13 protein-coding genes are annotated in these 13234 nt (G+C 63.7%); 5 read left to right on the forward strand and 8 right to left on the reverse strand.

The features are described from left to right. Positions 1 to 26: 26 nt before the first annotated feature. From sufC to ACODSR_RS14625, 6 genes are all read right to left on the reverse strand, one after another. Entirely contained in the window at positions 27 to 770 is a 744-nt protein-coding gene (gene sufC / locus ACODSR_RS14600) for a Fe-S cluster assembly ATPase SufC (protein WP_489077394.1), read from the reverse strand. Between the two features lie 168 nt (positions 771 to 938). Next, positions 939 to 1394 carry a hypothetical protein gene (locus ACODSR_RS14605; protein ID WP_489077395.1) on the reverse strand — a complete coding sequence of 152 codons (456 nt, stop codon included), beginning with the start codon at positions 1392 to 1394 and terminating at the stop codon, positions 939 to 941. Then, a complete protein-coding gene (locus ACODSR_RS14610) occupies positions 1395 to 1799 on the reverse strand; it encodes an endonuclease domain-containing protein (protein WP_489077396.1) in 405 nt (134 codons plus the stop codon). It abuts the gene before it with no gap. Between the two features lie 104 nt (positions 1800 to 1903). Continuing rightward, on the reverse strand, positions 1904 to 3391 hold the full coding sequence (gene sufB, locus ACODSR_RS14615; RefSeq protein ID WP_489077397.1) for a Fe-S cluster assembly protein SufB: 1488 nt from the start codon (positions 3389 to 3391) through the stop codon (positions 1904 to 1906). After that, positions 3388 to 3798: an RrF2 family transcriptional regulator gene (locus ACODSR_RS14620; protein WP_489077398.1), complete on the reverse strand. Its 411-nt coding sequence runs from the start codon at positions 3796 to 3798 to the stop codon at positions 3388 to 3390. The genes sufB and ACODSR_RS14620 overlap by 4 nt, the downstream gene beginning before the upstream one ends. Positions 3799 to 3891: 93 nt before the next feature. Continuing rightward, positions 3892 to 4836, reverse strand: a complete 945-nt coding sequence (locus tag ACODSR_RS14625) for a helix-turn-helix domain-containing protein (RefSeq protein ID WP_489077399.1) — start codon at positions 4834 to 4836, stop codon at positions 3892 to 3894. A gap of 351 nt (positions 4837 to 5187) precedes the next feature. Between ACODSR_RS14625 and ACODSR_RS14630 the strand changes: the two genes are divergently transcribed. Further along, on the forward strand, positions 5188 to 6231 hold the full coding sequence (locus tag ACODSR_RS14630; RefSeq protein WP_489077400.1) for a quinone-dependent dihydroorotate dehydrogenase: 1044 nt from the start codon (positions 5188 to 5190) through the stop codon (positions 6229 to 6231). Between the two features lie 12 nt (positions 6232 to 6243). On the opposite strand, the gene yczR is transcribed toward ACODSR_RS14630, so the two are convergent. After that, entirely contained in the window at positions 6244 to 7707 is a 1464-nt protein-coding gene (gene yczR / locus ACODSR_RS14635) for a MocR-like transcription factor YczR (protein WP_489077401.1), read from the reverse strand. Between the two features lie 90 nt (positions 7708 to 7797). On the opposite strand from yczR, the gene yczE reads away from it, so the two are divergent. From yczE to ACODSR_RS14650, 3 genes are all read left to right on the forward strand, one after another. Further along, a complete protein-coding gene (gene yczE, locus ACODSR_RS14640; RefSeq protein ID WP_489077402.1) occupies positions 7798 to 8397 on the forward strand; it encodes a membrane protein YczE in 600 nt (199 codons plus the stop codon). A 69-nt stretch (positions 8398 to 8466) separates the two neighbouring features. Continuing rightward, positions 8467 to 9648, forward strand: a complete 1182-nt coding sequence (locus ACODSR_RS14645; RefSeq protein WP_489077443.1) for an NHL repeat-containing protein — start codon at positions 8467 to 8469, stop codon at positions 9646 to 9648. Between the two features lie 16 nt (positions 9649 to 9664). After that, positions 9665 to 10171, forward strand: a complete 507-nt coding sequence (locus ACODSR_RS14650; protein WP_489077403.1) for a DUF1993 domain-containing protein — start codon at positions 9665 to 9667, stop codon at positions 10169 to 10171. 3 nt (positions 10172 to 10174) lie between these two features. Here ACODSR_RS14650 and ACODSR_RS14655 read toward each other — a convergent pair whose 3' ends face one another. After that, on the reverse strand, positions 10175 to 10657 hold the full coding sequence (locus ACODSR_RS14655) for a hypothetical protein (protein WP_489077404.1): 483 nt from the start codon (positions 10655 to 10657) through the stop codon (positions 10175 to 10177). An 86-nt stretch (positions 10658 to 10743) separates the two neighbouring features. Here ACODSR_RS14655 and gyrB point away from each other — a divergent pair, with 86 nt between their 5' ends. Continuing rightward, positions 10744 to 13233: a DNA topoisomerase (ATP-hydrolyzing) subunit B gene (gene gyrB / locus ACODSR_RS14660; RefSeq protein ID WP_489077405.1), complete on the forward strand. Its 2490-nt coding sequence runs from the start codon at positions 10744 to 10746 to the stop codon at positions 13231 to 13233. The last annotated feature ends 1 nt before the right edge of the window (position 13234 follow it).

The following is a 13234-nucleotide window of genomic DNA, read 5'->3' on the forward strand; positions in this document are numbered from 1 at the left end:
TTTGCCGCGATAGGACAGAGATTGCGTTATCCGACCACCTCGGCATACCCCTCACGTTCCAGCTCCAGCGCCAGTTCCGGGCCGCCCGACTTCACGATCCGTCCACCCGCCAGCACATGGACATAGTCCGGCTTCACATAGTCGAGCAGCCGCTGATAATGGGTGATGAGCAGCACGGCCTTGTCAGGCTTGCGCATGATCGCGTTGATGCCCGCGCCGACAATCTTGAGCGCGTCGATGTCGAGGCCGGAGTCGGTTTCGTCGAGGATCGCAAGCTTGGGATCAAGAATGCCCATCTGCACCATTTCGGCGCGCTTCTTTTCGCCGCCCGAAAAGCCGACATTCACCGGGCGTTTGAGCATGTCCATGTCGAGGCCGAGCAAAGCGGCCTTTTCCTTGGCGAGGCGGATGAATTCGCCGCCATTCAGTTCCTTTTCCCCGCGCGCGCGCTTCTGGCTGTTGAGGCTTTCGCGCAGGAATTGGAGGTTGGACACGCCGGGGATTTCGACCGGATATTGAAAGCCCAGAAATAGTCCAGCGGCGGCGCGTTCATGCGGGTCCAGATCGAACAGGTCGGCGCCGTCGAACGTCGCGGTGCCGCCGGTCACCTCATAACCCGGTCGCCCGCCCAGCGTATAGGCCAGCGTCGATTTACCCGCGCCGTTCGGCCCCATGATCGCGTGGATTTCCCCCGCGTTAATCTGGAGCGACAGGCCTTTCAGGATCGCCTTGCCGTCAATTTCGTTGGTGAGCGTGTCGATATCAAGCATGGATCATTCCCGGCAGTGCAATTCTCAAAATCCTCCCCTTTAAGGGGAGGGGGACCATCGCGTAGCGATGGTGGAGGGGTGTCGCCCCATCGTGAGGGTGACACCCCTCCGTCTGGCCTTCGGCCAGCCACCTCCCCTTAAAGGGGAGGATGAAGGGCGACGCCTGCTTCAATTTTCGTGCGCACGCTGGAGCGTGCGGGCGGTCCAGAAGGCCATGTCGCGCACATCGCCGGGGGCCGGGAACAGCGTGTCGATATGGCGCTTGATCGGCATATAGGGCCACCAGTCGGCTTCCCCCTCCGGCGGTCCCTTTTCGAGCAGCGCGACGACGAATTCGCTGACCGGACCCATGCGGGCGAGGTTGGGGGCTTTTGCCTTGTGGAACGCCTTGTCCTTGCGCAGTTTCTCGGTCATCGCGGCGTCGGATTTTTGCAGGGCGTCGCGGCTCTGCGCCTCGAACGCGTCAAGATCGCCGAAATCGGCGCGCGCGCGGGGTTCCAGCTCGCCCTCTTCCAGCTCATAATCCTCGGTCAGGATACGGATCGCGGCGGTCCATGACTGGCCATTACCAACATCCTCCGCGAAATCCGCGAGGGCATCCTGTATGTCGTCTTCGTCGCTCATCTAGTCACTCGTCTTTTCGTTGATCTCAGAAAGCCCCTCCCCTTCAGGGGAGGGGTTGGGGTGGGGCGTGCGCCGATCGGGGAGGCTTTCGAGACAATCGAGCAGCGCTTGTCCCACCCCTTTCAGATTGCGCATCACGTCATCATTCGTGACCCGAAAGACGTGATAGCCAAGCCTTTCCAACTGATCAGTGCGCCGCGCGTCAGCCGTTTGATTGCCGTGAGTGTGGCCGTCAACTTCCACGACCAGCGCTTTGCGCGGGCACAGAAAATCAGCGATGGCGTTGCCGATCACGGCCTGGCGACGGAATTTATAGCCTCCAAGCTGCGAACGGGCGAGAATGCTCCACAACCTGGCTTCTGGTTCGGTCGGATTGCAACGATTGGTGCGGGCGTATGTTGCCATCGAATCGAGCCGCCCGGCCGAGACGCCCCACCCCCGGCCCCTCCCCTGAAGGGGAGGGGAGTCTATCTGGATTGCCCAGTCGTTAAGGTCGGTCTGGTGACCCACTAGCCCACGCTGCCTTCCAGCGAAATGCCCAGCAATTTCTGCGCTTCGACCGCAAATTCCATCGGCAGTTGTTGCAGCACTTCGCGGGCGAAGCCGTTGACGATCAGGCCGACGGCGCTTTCCTGGTCGAGGCCGCGCTGCATGGCGTAAAAAAGCTGGTCGTCGCTGATCTTGCTGGTGGTCGCTTCATGTTCGATCTGCGCGGACGGGTTGCGCACCTCGATATAGGGAACGGTATGCGCGCCGCACTGGTCGCCCAGCAGCAGGCTGTCGCACTGGGTGAAGTTGCGCACGCCCTCCGCGCCCGGCGCGACGCGGACGAGGCCGCGATAGGTGTTGTTGCTGCGGCCTGCGCTGATCCCCTTCGACACGATGGTCGACCGCGATCCCTTGCCGTTGTGGATCATCTTGGTGCCGGTGTCGGCCTGCTGCATATTGTTGGTCAGCGCGACCGAGTAGAATTCGCCGACGCTGTTTTCGCCGTTCAGCACACAGCTTGGATATTTCCAGGTGATGGCGGACCCGGTTTCGACCTGGGTCCAGCTGACTTTGCTGTTCTTGCCCTGGCACAAGGCGCGCTTGGTCACGAAATTATAGATGCCACCCTTCCCGTCCGCGTCGCCCGGATACCAGTTTTGGACGGTGGAATATTTGATCTCCGCATCGTCCAGCGCGACCAGTTCCACGACGGCGGCGTGCAGCTGATTTTCGTCGCGCATCGGCGCGGTGCAACCTTCGAGATAGGAGACGTAGCTGCCCTCGTCCGCGACGATCAGGGTGCGTTCGAATTGCCCGGTATTTTCCGCGTTGATGCGGAAATAGGTGCTGAGTTCCATCGGGCAGCGGACGCCCTTGGGGATGTAGACGAAGGTGCCGTCGGAAAAGACTGCGCAGTTCAGCGTGGCGAAGTAGTTGTCGTGCATCGGCACGATCTTGCCCATCCACTTCTTCACCAGATCGGGATATTCGCGCACCGCTTCGCTGATCGAGCGGAAGATGACGCCGGCTTCCTCCAGCTCCTTGCGGAAGGTGGTGGCGACGGACACCGAGTCGAACACAGCATCGACGGCGATACGGCGGCTGCCCTTGACGCCGGCCAGCATCTCCTGCTCGGCGATCGGTATGCCGAGTTTCTTGTAGGTGGCGAGGATTTCCGGGTCGACCTCGTCCAGGCTGTCCAGCTCCACCTTCTTCTTCGGCTCGGCGTAATAATAGGCGTCCTGATAGTCGATCGGCGGGACATTGAGCTTCGCCCAGTCGGGCGGCGTCATCGTCTGCCACATCGCAAACGCCTTCAAGCGCCAGTCGAGCAGCCATTGCGGCTCGTTTTTCTTGGCCGAAATGAAGCGGACCGTATCCTCGTTCAGCCCCTTTGGCGCGAAATCCTGCTCAATGTCCGACGCCCAGCCATGTTCATAGGTGGACGCGCGGTCGGCGGCCTCCTGTGCCTCGGCATTGCGGGCTTCTCTGGTGGTTACTTCGGTCATGCCAATTCTCTCGTCAAACTCGCGATCGTCACCCCGGCCAGCGCCGAACGGATCGCCATGTTCGCCACATTCATGTGCGGGCGGATGCGGCAGTCCTGCTCCAGCGTGCAGTCATGCGCGCCGGTGTCGGCACAGGCGGTCATGGCGATCGGTCCCTCGACCGCCTCCACCACATCGGCCAGCGTGATCGTGGCGGGCGGGCGCGACAGGCGCACACCGCCGCCGGTGCCGCGACTCGATTCGAGGAGGCCCGCGGCGGACAGGCGGCTCACCAGCTTTTGCGCGGTCGGCAACGGAATGCCAGTTTCCGCACTGAGCATCGTGGCGTTCAGTTTCGCATGGCCGCAATGGCGCGCGGTGGCCGACATCAGGACCACGGCATAGTCAGCGAAGCTGGACAATTTCATGCGCGTTGCGAACCATTCTCAAATCAGACCATATTCGTCTGATTGGGCATTTGGTCCCCCGCGCGCCATTTATCAAGGCTTTTTTGGGGAAACTCAGCTCAACCGGTTGAGCGTCGCGACATCTGCGCCCAGCGACCGGCGCAGCAAGGTCAGTTGCGCCACGGCGGACGGTTCGGTCTGCAACTGGTGCGGGGTCAGGCCGATGAAATGCTTGATCTCGCGGATGAAGTGCGACTGATCGTAAAAACCCGCCTCGTCGCACAAGAGTTGCCAGCTTTCCCGGTCGAGCGCGATCTTGGCCGAACAGCGTAGCGCCCGATATTTGCGCGCCAGCAGCTTGGGCGGCGCGCCATAATATTTGTTGGTCAGCCGGGCGAGCTGGCGCGGCGACAGGCCGGTGGTTTCCGCCAATATCTCGATCCGCGGCGATCCTTCGTCCATCAGCCAGGCGTCGACGGCATGGAGCAGCGCCCAGGTCGCCTGGCGCGGCGGCTTGATCATCGTCCCCAGTTGCGCCCAGCACAGAGCGGCCATCGCATCCGCCTGATCATCATTCAGCGCGCGCAGGTCGTGGAGCAAGCGCGCATAGGCATCACCCCGTTCCGCCGCCAGATCGCACAATCGGTCCGCGAGCAGGCTGGTATCACTGCCATGCAGCGCCAGCCAGCCGGCGGGCAGCAGCGAAATGCCCACGACCCGCGCGGGCCGGTCCAGTTCAAACCGGGTCGCACCCATGGTCGGCCCCAGCAGGCAGACGTCGGGCGTCGTCATCGCCACGCCGTCCTGAAAATGATATTGGCCCCCGCCATCGAGCATGAAGCGCAGTTGCGGCACGTCGGCACGGGTTACGTCGGCATAATGGTCGGCCGATACAGTGAACAAATAAAGAGAGCCGAAATAGGCGCGCAAATGTTCAGGTGGCGCAAAGTAGCGCAGCCGCACAGGCCCCTGCGCGGCGGCCACGGTATAGGATAGCGGCCCGCGTTCGTCCGGCAGAGCGACACAGCCCCCGGTCCTGTCGATGTGATGCGACCCCATATTCTTACCCCAGTTGGGATTTACTATGCGCCAACATCGTGCGCGCGCAAGCGGGATGGATAATAAACTGTAACTTTTGTTCGCTTGTGTCGCACTGCACAAAAAAATGGCCCGGCAATTTGCATTGCCGGGCCAGTAAAAGGTCTCATCGGCTGGAAGCCTAAGAGCCTTCGGGTCGCAGGGACGCTTTACCCCCGAATCGCGGCAATATTATTGGACGGATCGGACATTTTTCAGCCGAAAACGATCTCAATCATGACGTTTCCTGTTATGAAATGACGTTAGGAAGGGGCTGTGGCTATGCTGCAACAGCGACTCGACGGATAGCCCTGCCGCTGGCATAGCGCGGCCATGCCCTACCGTCTGATCCGCCCGCTGCTGTTCGCCCTTGATGCCGAGCGCGCCCATAATCTGTCGATCGCCGCGCTGCGCCTGATGCCGACTCCCGGCCCGCTGAGGCCGGACCCGATGCTGGCGAGCAAGATCGCGGGGATCCCCTTCCCCAATCCGGTCGGTCTGGCGGCAGGCTATGACAAGGAAGGCCGAGTCGCGCACAAGATGCATGGCCTGGGCTTTGGCTTTGCCGAGCTGGGGACGCTGACCCCGCTGGCCCAGCCGGGTAACCCTACCCCCCGGCTGTTCCGGCTGGTCGAGGACAAGGCGGTGATCAACCGTTTCGGCTTCAACAATGGCGGGCAGGGCGCGGCGGCGGACCGGATCGCGCGCTATCGCCGTCCGGTGGGTGAAGGGCCGGTCATCGGCATCAATATCGGCGCGAACAAGGATGCGACCGACCGGATCGCCGATTATGTTACCGGCGTGCAGGTCATGGCCCCGCTGGCCGACTATCTGACCGTCAATATCTCCTCCCCGAACACGCCGGGCCTGCGCGCGTTGCAGGATCGCGGCGCGCTGGATGAACTGCTGGGCGCGGTGATGGCGGCGCGGGGCAAGCTGACCACACCGATTTTCCTGAAGGTCGCGCCCGATCTGGAGCCGGCGGATATGGAGGATATTGCCGCTGCCTGCCTCGACCATCGGATCGACGCCCTGATCGTGTCCAACACCACCATCACCCGCCCGACGCTGCGGTCGGTTCATGCAGGCGAGACCGGCGGGCTATCGGGCGCGCCGCTGACCGACCTGTCCTTGCAGAAACTGCGTGATTTCCGACGGTTGCTGGGCGCACGACTGCCGCTGATCGGCGTTGGCGGCATTGCCAATGCGGAACAGGCCTATGCCCGCATCCGGGCGGGCGCATCGCTGGTCCAGCTTTACAGCGCGCTGGTCTATGAGGGACCGTATCTGGCGAAGCGGATCAATCACGGCCTCAAGGCGCTGATGGCGCGCGACGGCTTTTCCACCATCGAACAGATTGTCGGCATCGACGCCTGACAGGCCCCGCCGTCAGATCAGTCGGTCCGCCTCCAGCGCAAGCGCCAGCGAATCGCGCGCCCTGGGGGTGCGGGCGTGAAGATGGGCGTCGGCCTGGACCAGCCGTTCCACGCCGGTCGCGAGTTGCGCTTCGGGCAGGGTGAAGGGCAGGCGCAGGAAGCGTTCAAACGCGCCGCTGACACCAAAGCGCGGCCCGGCGGCGACACGAACACCCAGGCTTTCGGCCAGCGCCGCGAGTGCGGTCGCCTCCGCACGGGGGAGTTCGGCCCAGAGCGAGAGGCCGCCAGCGGGCGATTCGACTCGCCAATGGGGCAGATGCTGTTCGAGCAGCGCCAGCAGATGGTCGCGCCGCCCGCGCAACATATCGGCACGCGCGCCCAGCCCTTCGTCGGCGTCGATCAGATGGGCGACGGCCAACTGTTCGACCACGGGACTCGCCATGTCCATCGTCGTGCGCAGGCGACCTAATGCCGCGACCGTCTGCGGATCGGCGCGAATCCAGCCCACCCGAAGCCCGCCCCAGAATATCTTGCTCGCCGATCCCATGGTGATGACCTGCCGCCCCGAAGGATCATGGATCGCGACCGGCGGTGGTGGGGCGAAGTCCAGCCCCATCGCCACCATGGTTTCGTCGATCACCAACGGGGTGTGGCTGCGGGTGGCGGCAGCGACCAGCGCGCGGCGAGTCGCCGGGTCCATGCTGCGCCCGGTCGGGTTGTGGAAATCGGCGATCAGATAGGCAAAGCGCGGCGCGGTCTGGCGGAAGGCGGCGTCCATTGCGTCGATATCCCAGCCATGGGTCGGCAGGCCGACCGGCACCGGCACGACATGGGCGCGCTGCAACGCCTGAATCGCGTTATGATAGGTCGGATGGTCGATCACGACGCGATCCCCCGGTCCTGCAAGCCAGTGGAGCAGCAGCGAAAAGCCCTGTTGCGCGCCATTGGTGATGATGATCTGGTCCGGCTCGGTCGGGCAGCCACGCCGGTCGAAATGGGCGGCGACGGCGCGGCGCAGCACGGGCAGGCCAAGCGGATCATAGCCCAGATCGCCCAGATATGCGGGCAGCGCCTCGACCGCGGCCTGCATGGCACGACCGACGCCCGGCGCAGCGGGCAGGGCGGCATGGGTCCAGTTGAGCAGATTGCCGCCAGTGATCATGTCGATGTCCGCCTGGGGCGGCTCGACACGGCCCGGCGGCAGGCGGGTGACGCTGCCCGACCCCTGCCGACTTTCCAGATAGCCCTCGTCCCGCAGCCGGTCGAACGCCGCCGCGATCGTCGTGCGCGACAGGCCAAGCGCGGCGGCCAGTTCGCGCTCACCCGGCAGGCGGACGTTAAGACCGACACGTCCGTCCAGCACCAGCATCCGCAGCGCCTGCGCCAGTTGGCGATAGGCGGGCTGGGCGCTGTCCTGCGCGCGCCATGCGCCGAGCAGGCGGAGCAGGGAGGGCGGGCGAAGGAAGGAAGTGGACATGATGATCTGATCCAATTTGCGGATGGTCATAGCCATTTATGTCCAAATGGTCCTTTTGGAAAAGGCCAATTGTGACGAAGAAGCCTGCCCATGATGATCCACCGCCTTTTCCAGCTTTTCTGGGGCCTTGGCCTCTATGGTTTTTCCATGGCGCTGATGCTGCGCGCCAATCTGGGCCTCGACCCGTGGGACGTGCTGCATCAGGGGATGGCGCCCCGGCTGGCCTTAAGTTTTGGCATGACGGTCAATCTGGTCGGCGCGATCGTGCTGCTTTTGTGGTGGCCGCTGCGCCAGCGGCCGGGCATTGGCACGGTGGCCAATATCGTCGTGATCGGCACGGCAGTGGACCTGTCGCTGATGCTGCTGCCGACGCCGGAGGGATTTGCGATGCGCGCAGCCTGGTTGGGTGCGGGAATCGTGCTGAACGGGATTGCCGGGGGTGCCTATATCGGTGCGGGGCTGGGACCGGGGCCGCGCGACGGGCTGATGACGGGATTGTGTCGTCGCACGGGTCTGCCGGTCAAATGGGTTCGCACAGGCATAGAGTTGGCCGTGCTGGCGATCGGCTGGCTGCTGGGCGGGACGGTGGGCGCAGGCACGGTTCTTTACGCGATGAGCATTGGCTGGATCGTCCACCATGCCCTGCCCTGGTTCCGCATCGACGCGCCGGAGCGTGCGGCGCTGGCCTGAAGGGAGATTGACCGGAGCGGCCATCCGGGCATGATCGACCGGTCCACCCCCGACACCGGAGCCGTCCCGATGCGCCCCCTGATTGCCGCCTGCCTGCTGATATTGACCAGTGCCACGACCGATAACAGCGCACTTGCCCCGCTCGCTTTTGAGCAGGTTGCGCCTGCGGGTACGAAAATGCCCCGGTTCAAGGTCGATGCGGCATGGCCCAATATGCCCGGCGATCTGTTGCTGGGACAGGTGAGCGGGGTGGCGGTCGCGCCCGATGATTCGGTCTGGGTCGTGCATCGCCCGCATAGCCTGACGGCGACGGACACGGGCCTGGCCCAAAGCCCGCCTATCGCGGTCTGCTGCAAGCCAGCCCCGCCCGTGGTCCATTTTGGCAGCGACGGTCGCTATCGGGGCGGCTGGGGCGGGCCTGGCAGCGCGCCGAGCGTCGATGGAGTCAACCAGTGGCCAGCCAGCCTGCACGGCATCTTTGTCGACGCCGCTGGCACCATCTGGTTCGGGGGCAATGGCAAGGACGATCATGTCGTGCTGAATTATCGCGCCGATGGCACTTTCATCAGGGCTTTCGGCCAGCGCGGCAAGACCGGCGGTAATGATGCGACCGACCAGCTGGGCAACCCGTCCGACGTCAACCATTCCGACGGCATGGTCCTGATTTCGGATGGTTATGTGAACCGTCGGGTGATCGGATATGATGCCCGGACCAATGGCTATAAGGGGCGCTGGGGCGCCTATGCCAAGCCGCCGATTGCGCCAACGCGGCAGGGCGCGTTCGACCAGAGCCACGCCGTCGATCCCGGCAAGATCGCCGATCCCAAGGCGCAGACCTTCGCCGATATCGTCCATTGCGTGGTGCCGACACGGGACGGCCATGTCTATGTCTGCGATCGCAACAATAATCGGGCGCAACTGTTCAGGCGGGGCAAGGATGGCGGCCTGACCTTCGTGCGCGACCTCGTGATCGCTGGCGAGACGGGCGGCACCCATACGGTCACCGACATCGCTTTTTCGCCCGATCCCGACCAGACCTATCTCTATGTCGCGGACATGATGAACGGGCGCATCTGGATCTTGCTGCGCAAGACGCATGAGGTGCTGGGCGCGATTGGCCGGGTCGGACGGCAGGCAGGACAATTTACCTGGCTGCACAGCATTGATACCGACAGCGACGGCAATATCTATGCAACCGAGGTCAATACCGGCCGGCGCGTGCAGAAGCTGGTGTTCACCGGCATCCAATAAGAGGGGGACGCGAGCCATGGCGACCGCATTATACGATCTGACTGTTCCCATGTTCATCCGCGGGCTGAACGCGCTGTCGGGGTTGCTCGACAAGGGGGCTGCTTTTGCAGTCGAAAAGGGCATCGACCCCGCGACGCTGACCGGCGCGCAGCTGATCGCGGACATGAAGCCGTTGACCGCGCAGGTGCAGTTCGCCTGCGATACCGCCAAGGGGACGGTGACGCGGCTGGGTGATCTGGAGCCGGTGGCGATGGCGGACACGGAACTGACATTCGACGAGTTACAGGCGCGCATCGCCAAGACGATCGCGCTGCTGGAAGCGGTGCCGCGCGAGAAGATTGACGGGCGGGAGGATGCCGCCGTGGTGCTGAAGGTGCCGGGTGGCGAGATTCCCTTTACCGGCAGCAGCCATGTGCTGACCTTTTCCCTGCCCAATTTCTATTTCCACCTGACCATGGCCTATGCGCTGCTGCGTCAGGCGGGCGTGCCGATCGGCAAGATCGACTTTCTGGGCGGGGTTTAGGATTTAGCCGGCGATCAGCCGGACATAGGCGCTGGCCACCCAGCCGCTGACGCAGGGACCGTCATAGGGCTGCTTGCGGTCGATCGGTGAGGAGACGCCGCAATCGGCGGCGTCCGTGCTGTTGTCGGCGGCGGGCGCGGGGGCCAGCACCACGCCCAGCCATTTCTGGTCAAGGCTGCGGGTGCAGATATAGGCGCGGTCGCCCTCGGCGAGGCTGGTCAGGATTTTCGCGTCGCCAAAGGGGGCGGCGCGCAGCGGCAGGCCGTTTGGTCCCGTGCGGGCCACCTGCCCCATGCCGCCACAGGCGTCCATGCGCGGGCCATCCTCGCCAATCGTTACCGTGCGGGCGACCGGCGCGTCCATGCGGCTTTCGGGGACTTCGGCGCGGGGCGCACCGGCCAGCGAACTGTTGGGCAATTCGTCCAGCACCTCCCGGCTGTCGGAACAGGCGGCGAGCAGGAAAAACAGGGCGATGGTGCGCGACATGGCACAGGGGATAGACTGGTCCGGCGTGCGGGGGAAGGCACCATGTTTCGCTTTAGTTTCAGCGAGGCTTTCCCTATATGCTCGGCATGAGCGACGAACCCCAGAATAGCCCGAACAATAACGAATATGGCGCGGACAGCATCAAGGTGCTGAAAGGGCTGGATGCCGTGCGCAAGCGGCCCGGCATGTATATTGGCGATACCGACGACGGATCGGGCCTGCACCATATGGTGTTCGAGGTCAGCGACAATGCGATCGACGAGGCGCTGGCCGGGCATTGCGACCGGATCGACATCACCCTGAACCCCGATGGCTCCGTCAGCGTGATGGACAATGGCCGGGGCATCCCGACCGGCATCCACACCGAAGAAGGCGTGTCGGCGGCCGAGGTCATCATGACCCAGCTGCACGCGGGCGGCAAGTTCGAGAATACCAGCGACGACAATGCCTATAAGGTGTCGGGCGGCCTGCACGGCGTGGGCGTGTCGGTGGTGAACGCGCTGTCCGACTGGCTGGAGCTGAACATCTGGCGCGACGGCCAGGAACATTGGATGCGGTTCCGCAACGGCGACGCCGAAGCGCCATTGAAGGTGCTGGGCCCGGCGGCACCGGGGCAGAAGGGGACCAAGGTCACCTTCATGTTCTCCACCGACACGTTCAAGAATGTGACGGACTATGACTTCGACAAGCTGGAGCATCGCTATCGCGAGCTGGCGTTCCTCAACAGCGGCGTGCGCCTGTTCCTGACCGACGCGCGGCATGAGGAAAGCAAGACGGTCGAGCTATATTATGAGGGCGGCATCGCGGCCTTCGTCAAATATCTCGATCGCAACAAGGCGGCGATGATGCCGGAGCCGATCGCCATTTCCGGCACGCGCGACGATGTGACCATCGACGTCGCGCTGGAATGGAATGACAGCTATTATGAAAATGTGCTGTGTTTCACGAATAACATCCCGCAGCGCGACGGCGGCACCCATCTGGCCGCGTTCCGCGCGGCGCTGACCCGGACCCTCAACAATTATGCCGACAAGTCGGGCATGTTGAAGAAGGAGAAGGTGTCGCTGACCGGCGAGGATATGCGCGAGGGGTTGACCGCGATCGTATCGGTCAAGCTGCCCGACCCCAAATTCTCGTCGCAGACCAAGGACAAGCTGGTCAGTTCCGAAGTGCGCCAGCCGCTTGAAAGCCTGATGGCCGACAAGATGGCCGAGTGGCTGGAGGAAAATCCCGCGCATGGCAAGATGATCATCCAGAAGGTGATCGACGCCGCCGCCGCGCGGGAAGCGGCCAAGAAAGCGCGCGAACTGACCCGGCGCAAGGGCGTGCTGGACATTGCCAGCCTGCCCGGCAAGCTGGCCGACTGTCAGGAACGCGACCCGGCCAAGTCCGAACTGTTCCTGGTCGAAGGCGATTCGGCGGGCGGGTCGGCCAAGCAGGGCCGCAACCGGCATAATCAGGCGATCCTGCCCTTGAAGGGCAAGATTTTGAACGTCGAGCGCGCGCGGTTCGACCGGATGATCTCTTCCAAGGAGGTCGGCACGCTGATCCAGGCGATGGGCACCGGCATTCGCGACGATTTCAACATCGAGAAGCTGCGTTACCACAAGATCGTCATCATGACCGACGCCGACGTCGATGGCGCGCATATCCGCACGCTGCTGTTGACCTTCTTCTACCGCCAGATGCCCCAGATCATCGAGGCCGGGCATCTCTTCATCGCCCAGCCGCCGCTGTACAAGGCGACGCGGGGACGGAGCGAACTTTACCTGAAGAACGACACCGCGCTGGAGCAATATCTGGTCGACAATGGCGTCGAATCGATGGTGCTGGAAGGGCCGGGCGGCAGCCGAACCGGCAATGACCTCAAAAGCCTGGTCGATCATGCACGGCGGATGCGCGCGGTGATGCGCTATGTGCCGCGTCGCTATGACCCGACGATCATCGAGGCGCTGAGCCTGACCGGCGCGCTGGACCCCGAATTGTCGCAGGACGAGCAGGCGACCCGTCTGGCCGCTGCGGTTGCGTGGATGGGCGCGCAGGATGCGGAAGGCAAATGGACCGGCCGGATCGCAGAGGAAGGCGGCTTCCATTTCGAGCGGCTGTGGCGCGGCGTGACCGACCATCATGTCATCGAACATGGCTTTGTCGGGTCAGCCGAGGCGCGCAAGCTGCACACGTTGGCGATCGAGGAATCGCAAAGCTATGTGACGCCATCGCGGCTGGTGAGCGCCAAGGCGGCGCAGGCGGCGGAAGAAGCAGGTGAGGACGAGTTGCCAGCGGTCGCCGCCAAGGGTTCGACCCTGGTGACCCGGCCAAGCGAATTGCTGGCGGCGATCCTGGCCGCCGGGCGCAAGGGGCTGGCGATCCAGCGCTACAAAGGGCTGGGCGAAATGAACGCGGAACAGCTGTGGGAAACCACGCTCGACCCGGACAATCGCTCGATGTTGCGGGTCGAGGTCGAGCAGGCGGACGTCGCCGACGAGATTTTCAGCCGCCTGATGGGCGAAATCGTCGAACCGCGCCGCGAGTTCATTCAGGACAATGCGCTGAACGTCGCCAATCTGGACGTTTAAG

It is taken from the genome of Sphingobium sp. FG125, assembly GCF_057809795.1.

Coding starts and splice junctions, on each gene's coding strand:
- sufC (WP_489077394.1), bottom strand. CDS start 770: ATGCTTGATATCGACACGCTCACCAACGAAATTGACGGCAAGGCGATC.
- ACODSR_RS14605 (WP_489077395.1), bottom strand. CDS start 1,394: ATGAGCGACGAAGACGACATACAGGATGCCCTCGCGGATTTCGCGGAG.
- ACODSR_RS14610 (WP_489077396.1), bottom strand. CDS start 1,799: ATGGCAACATACGCCCGCACCAATCGTTGCAATCCGACCGAACCAGAA.
- sufB (WP_489077397.1), bottom strand. CDS start 3,391: ATGACCGAAGTAACCACCAGAGAAGCCCGCAATGCCGAGGCACAGGAG.
- ACODSR_RS14620 (WP_489077398.1), bottom strand. CDS start 3,798: ATGAAATTGTCCAGCTTCGCTGACTATGCCGTGGTCCTGATGTCGGCC.
- ACODSR_RS14625 (WP_489077399.1), bottom strand. CDS start 4,836: ATGGGGTCGCATCACATCGACAGGACCGGGGGCTGTGTCGCTCTGCCG.
- ACODSR_RS14630 (WP_489077400.1), top strand. CDS start 5,188: ATGCCCTACCGTCTGATCCGCCCGCTGCTGTTCGCCCTTGATGCCGAG.
- yczR (WP_489077401.1), bottom strand. CDS start 7,707: ATGTCCACTTCCTTCCTTCGCCCGCCCTCCCTGCTCCGCCTGCTCGGC.
- yczE (WP_489077402.1), top strand. CDS start 7,798: ATGATGATCCACCGCCTTTTCCAGCTTTTCTGGGGCCTTGGCCTCTAT.
- ACODSR_RS14645 (WP_489077443.1), top strand. CDS start 8,467: ATGCGCCCCCTGATTGCCGCCTGCCTGCTGATATTGACCAGTGCCACG.
- ACODSR_RS14650 (WP_489077403.1), top strand. CDS start 9,665: ATGGCGACCGCATTATACGATCTGACTGTTCCCATGTTCATCCGCGGG.
- ACODSR_RS14655 (WP_489077404.1), bottom strand. CDS start 10,657: ATGTCGCGCACCATCGCCCTGTTTTTCCTGCTCGCCGCCTGTTCCGAC.
- gyrB (WP_489077405.1), top strand. CDS start 10,744: ATGAGCGACGAACCCCAGAATAGCCCGAACAATAACGAATATGGCGCG.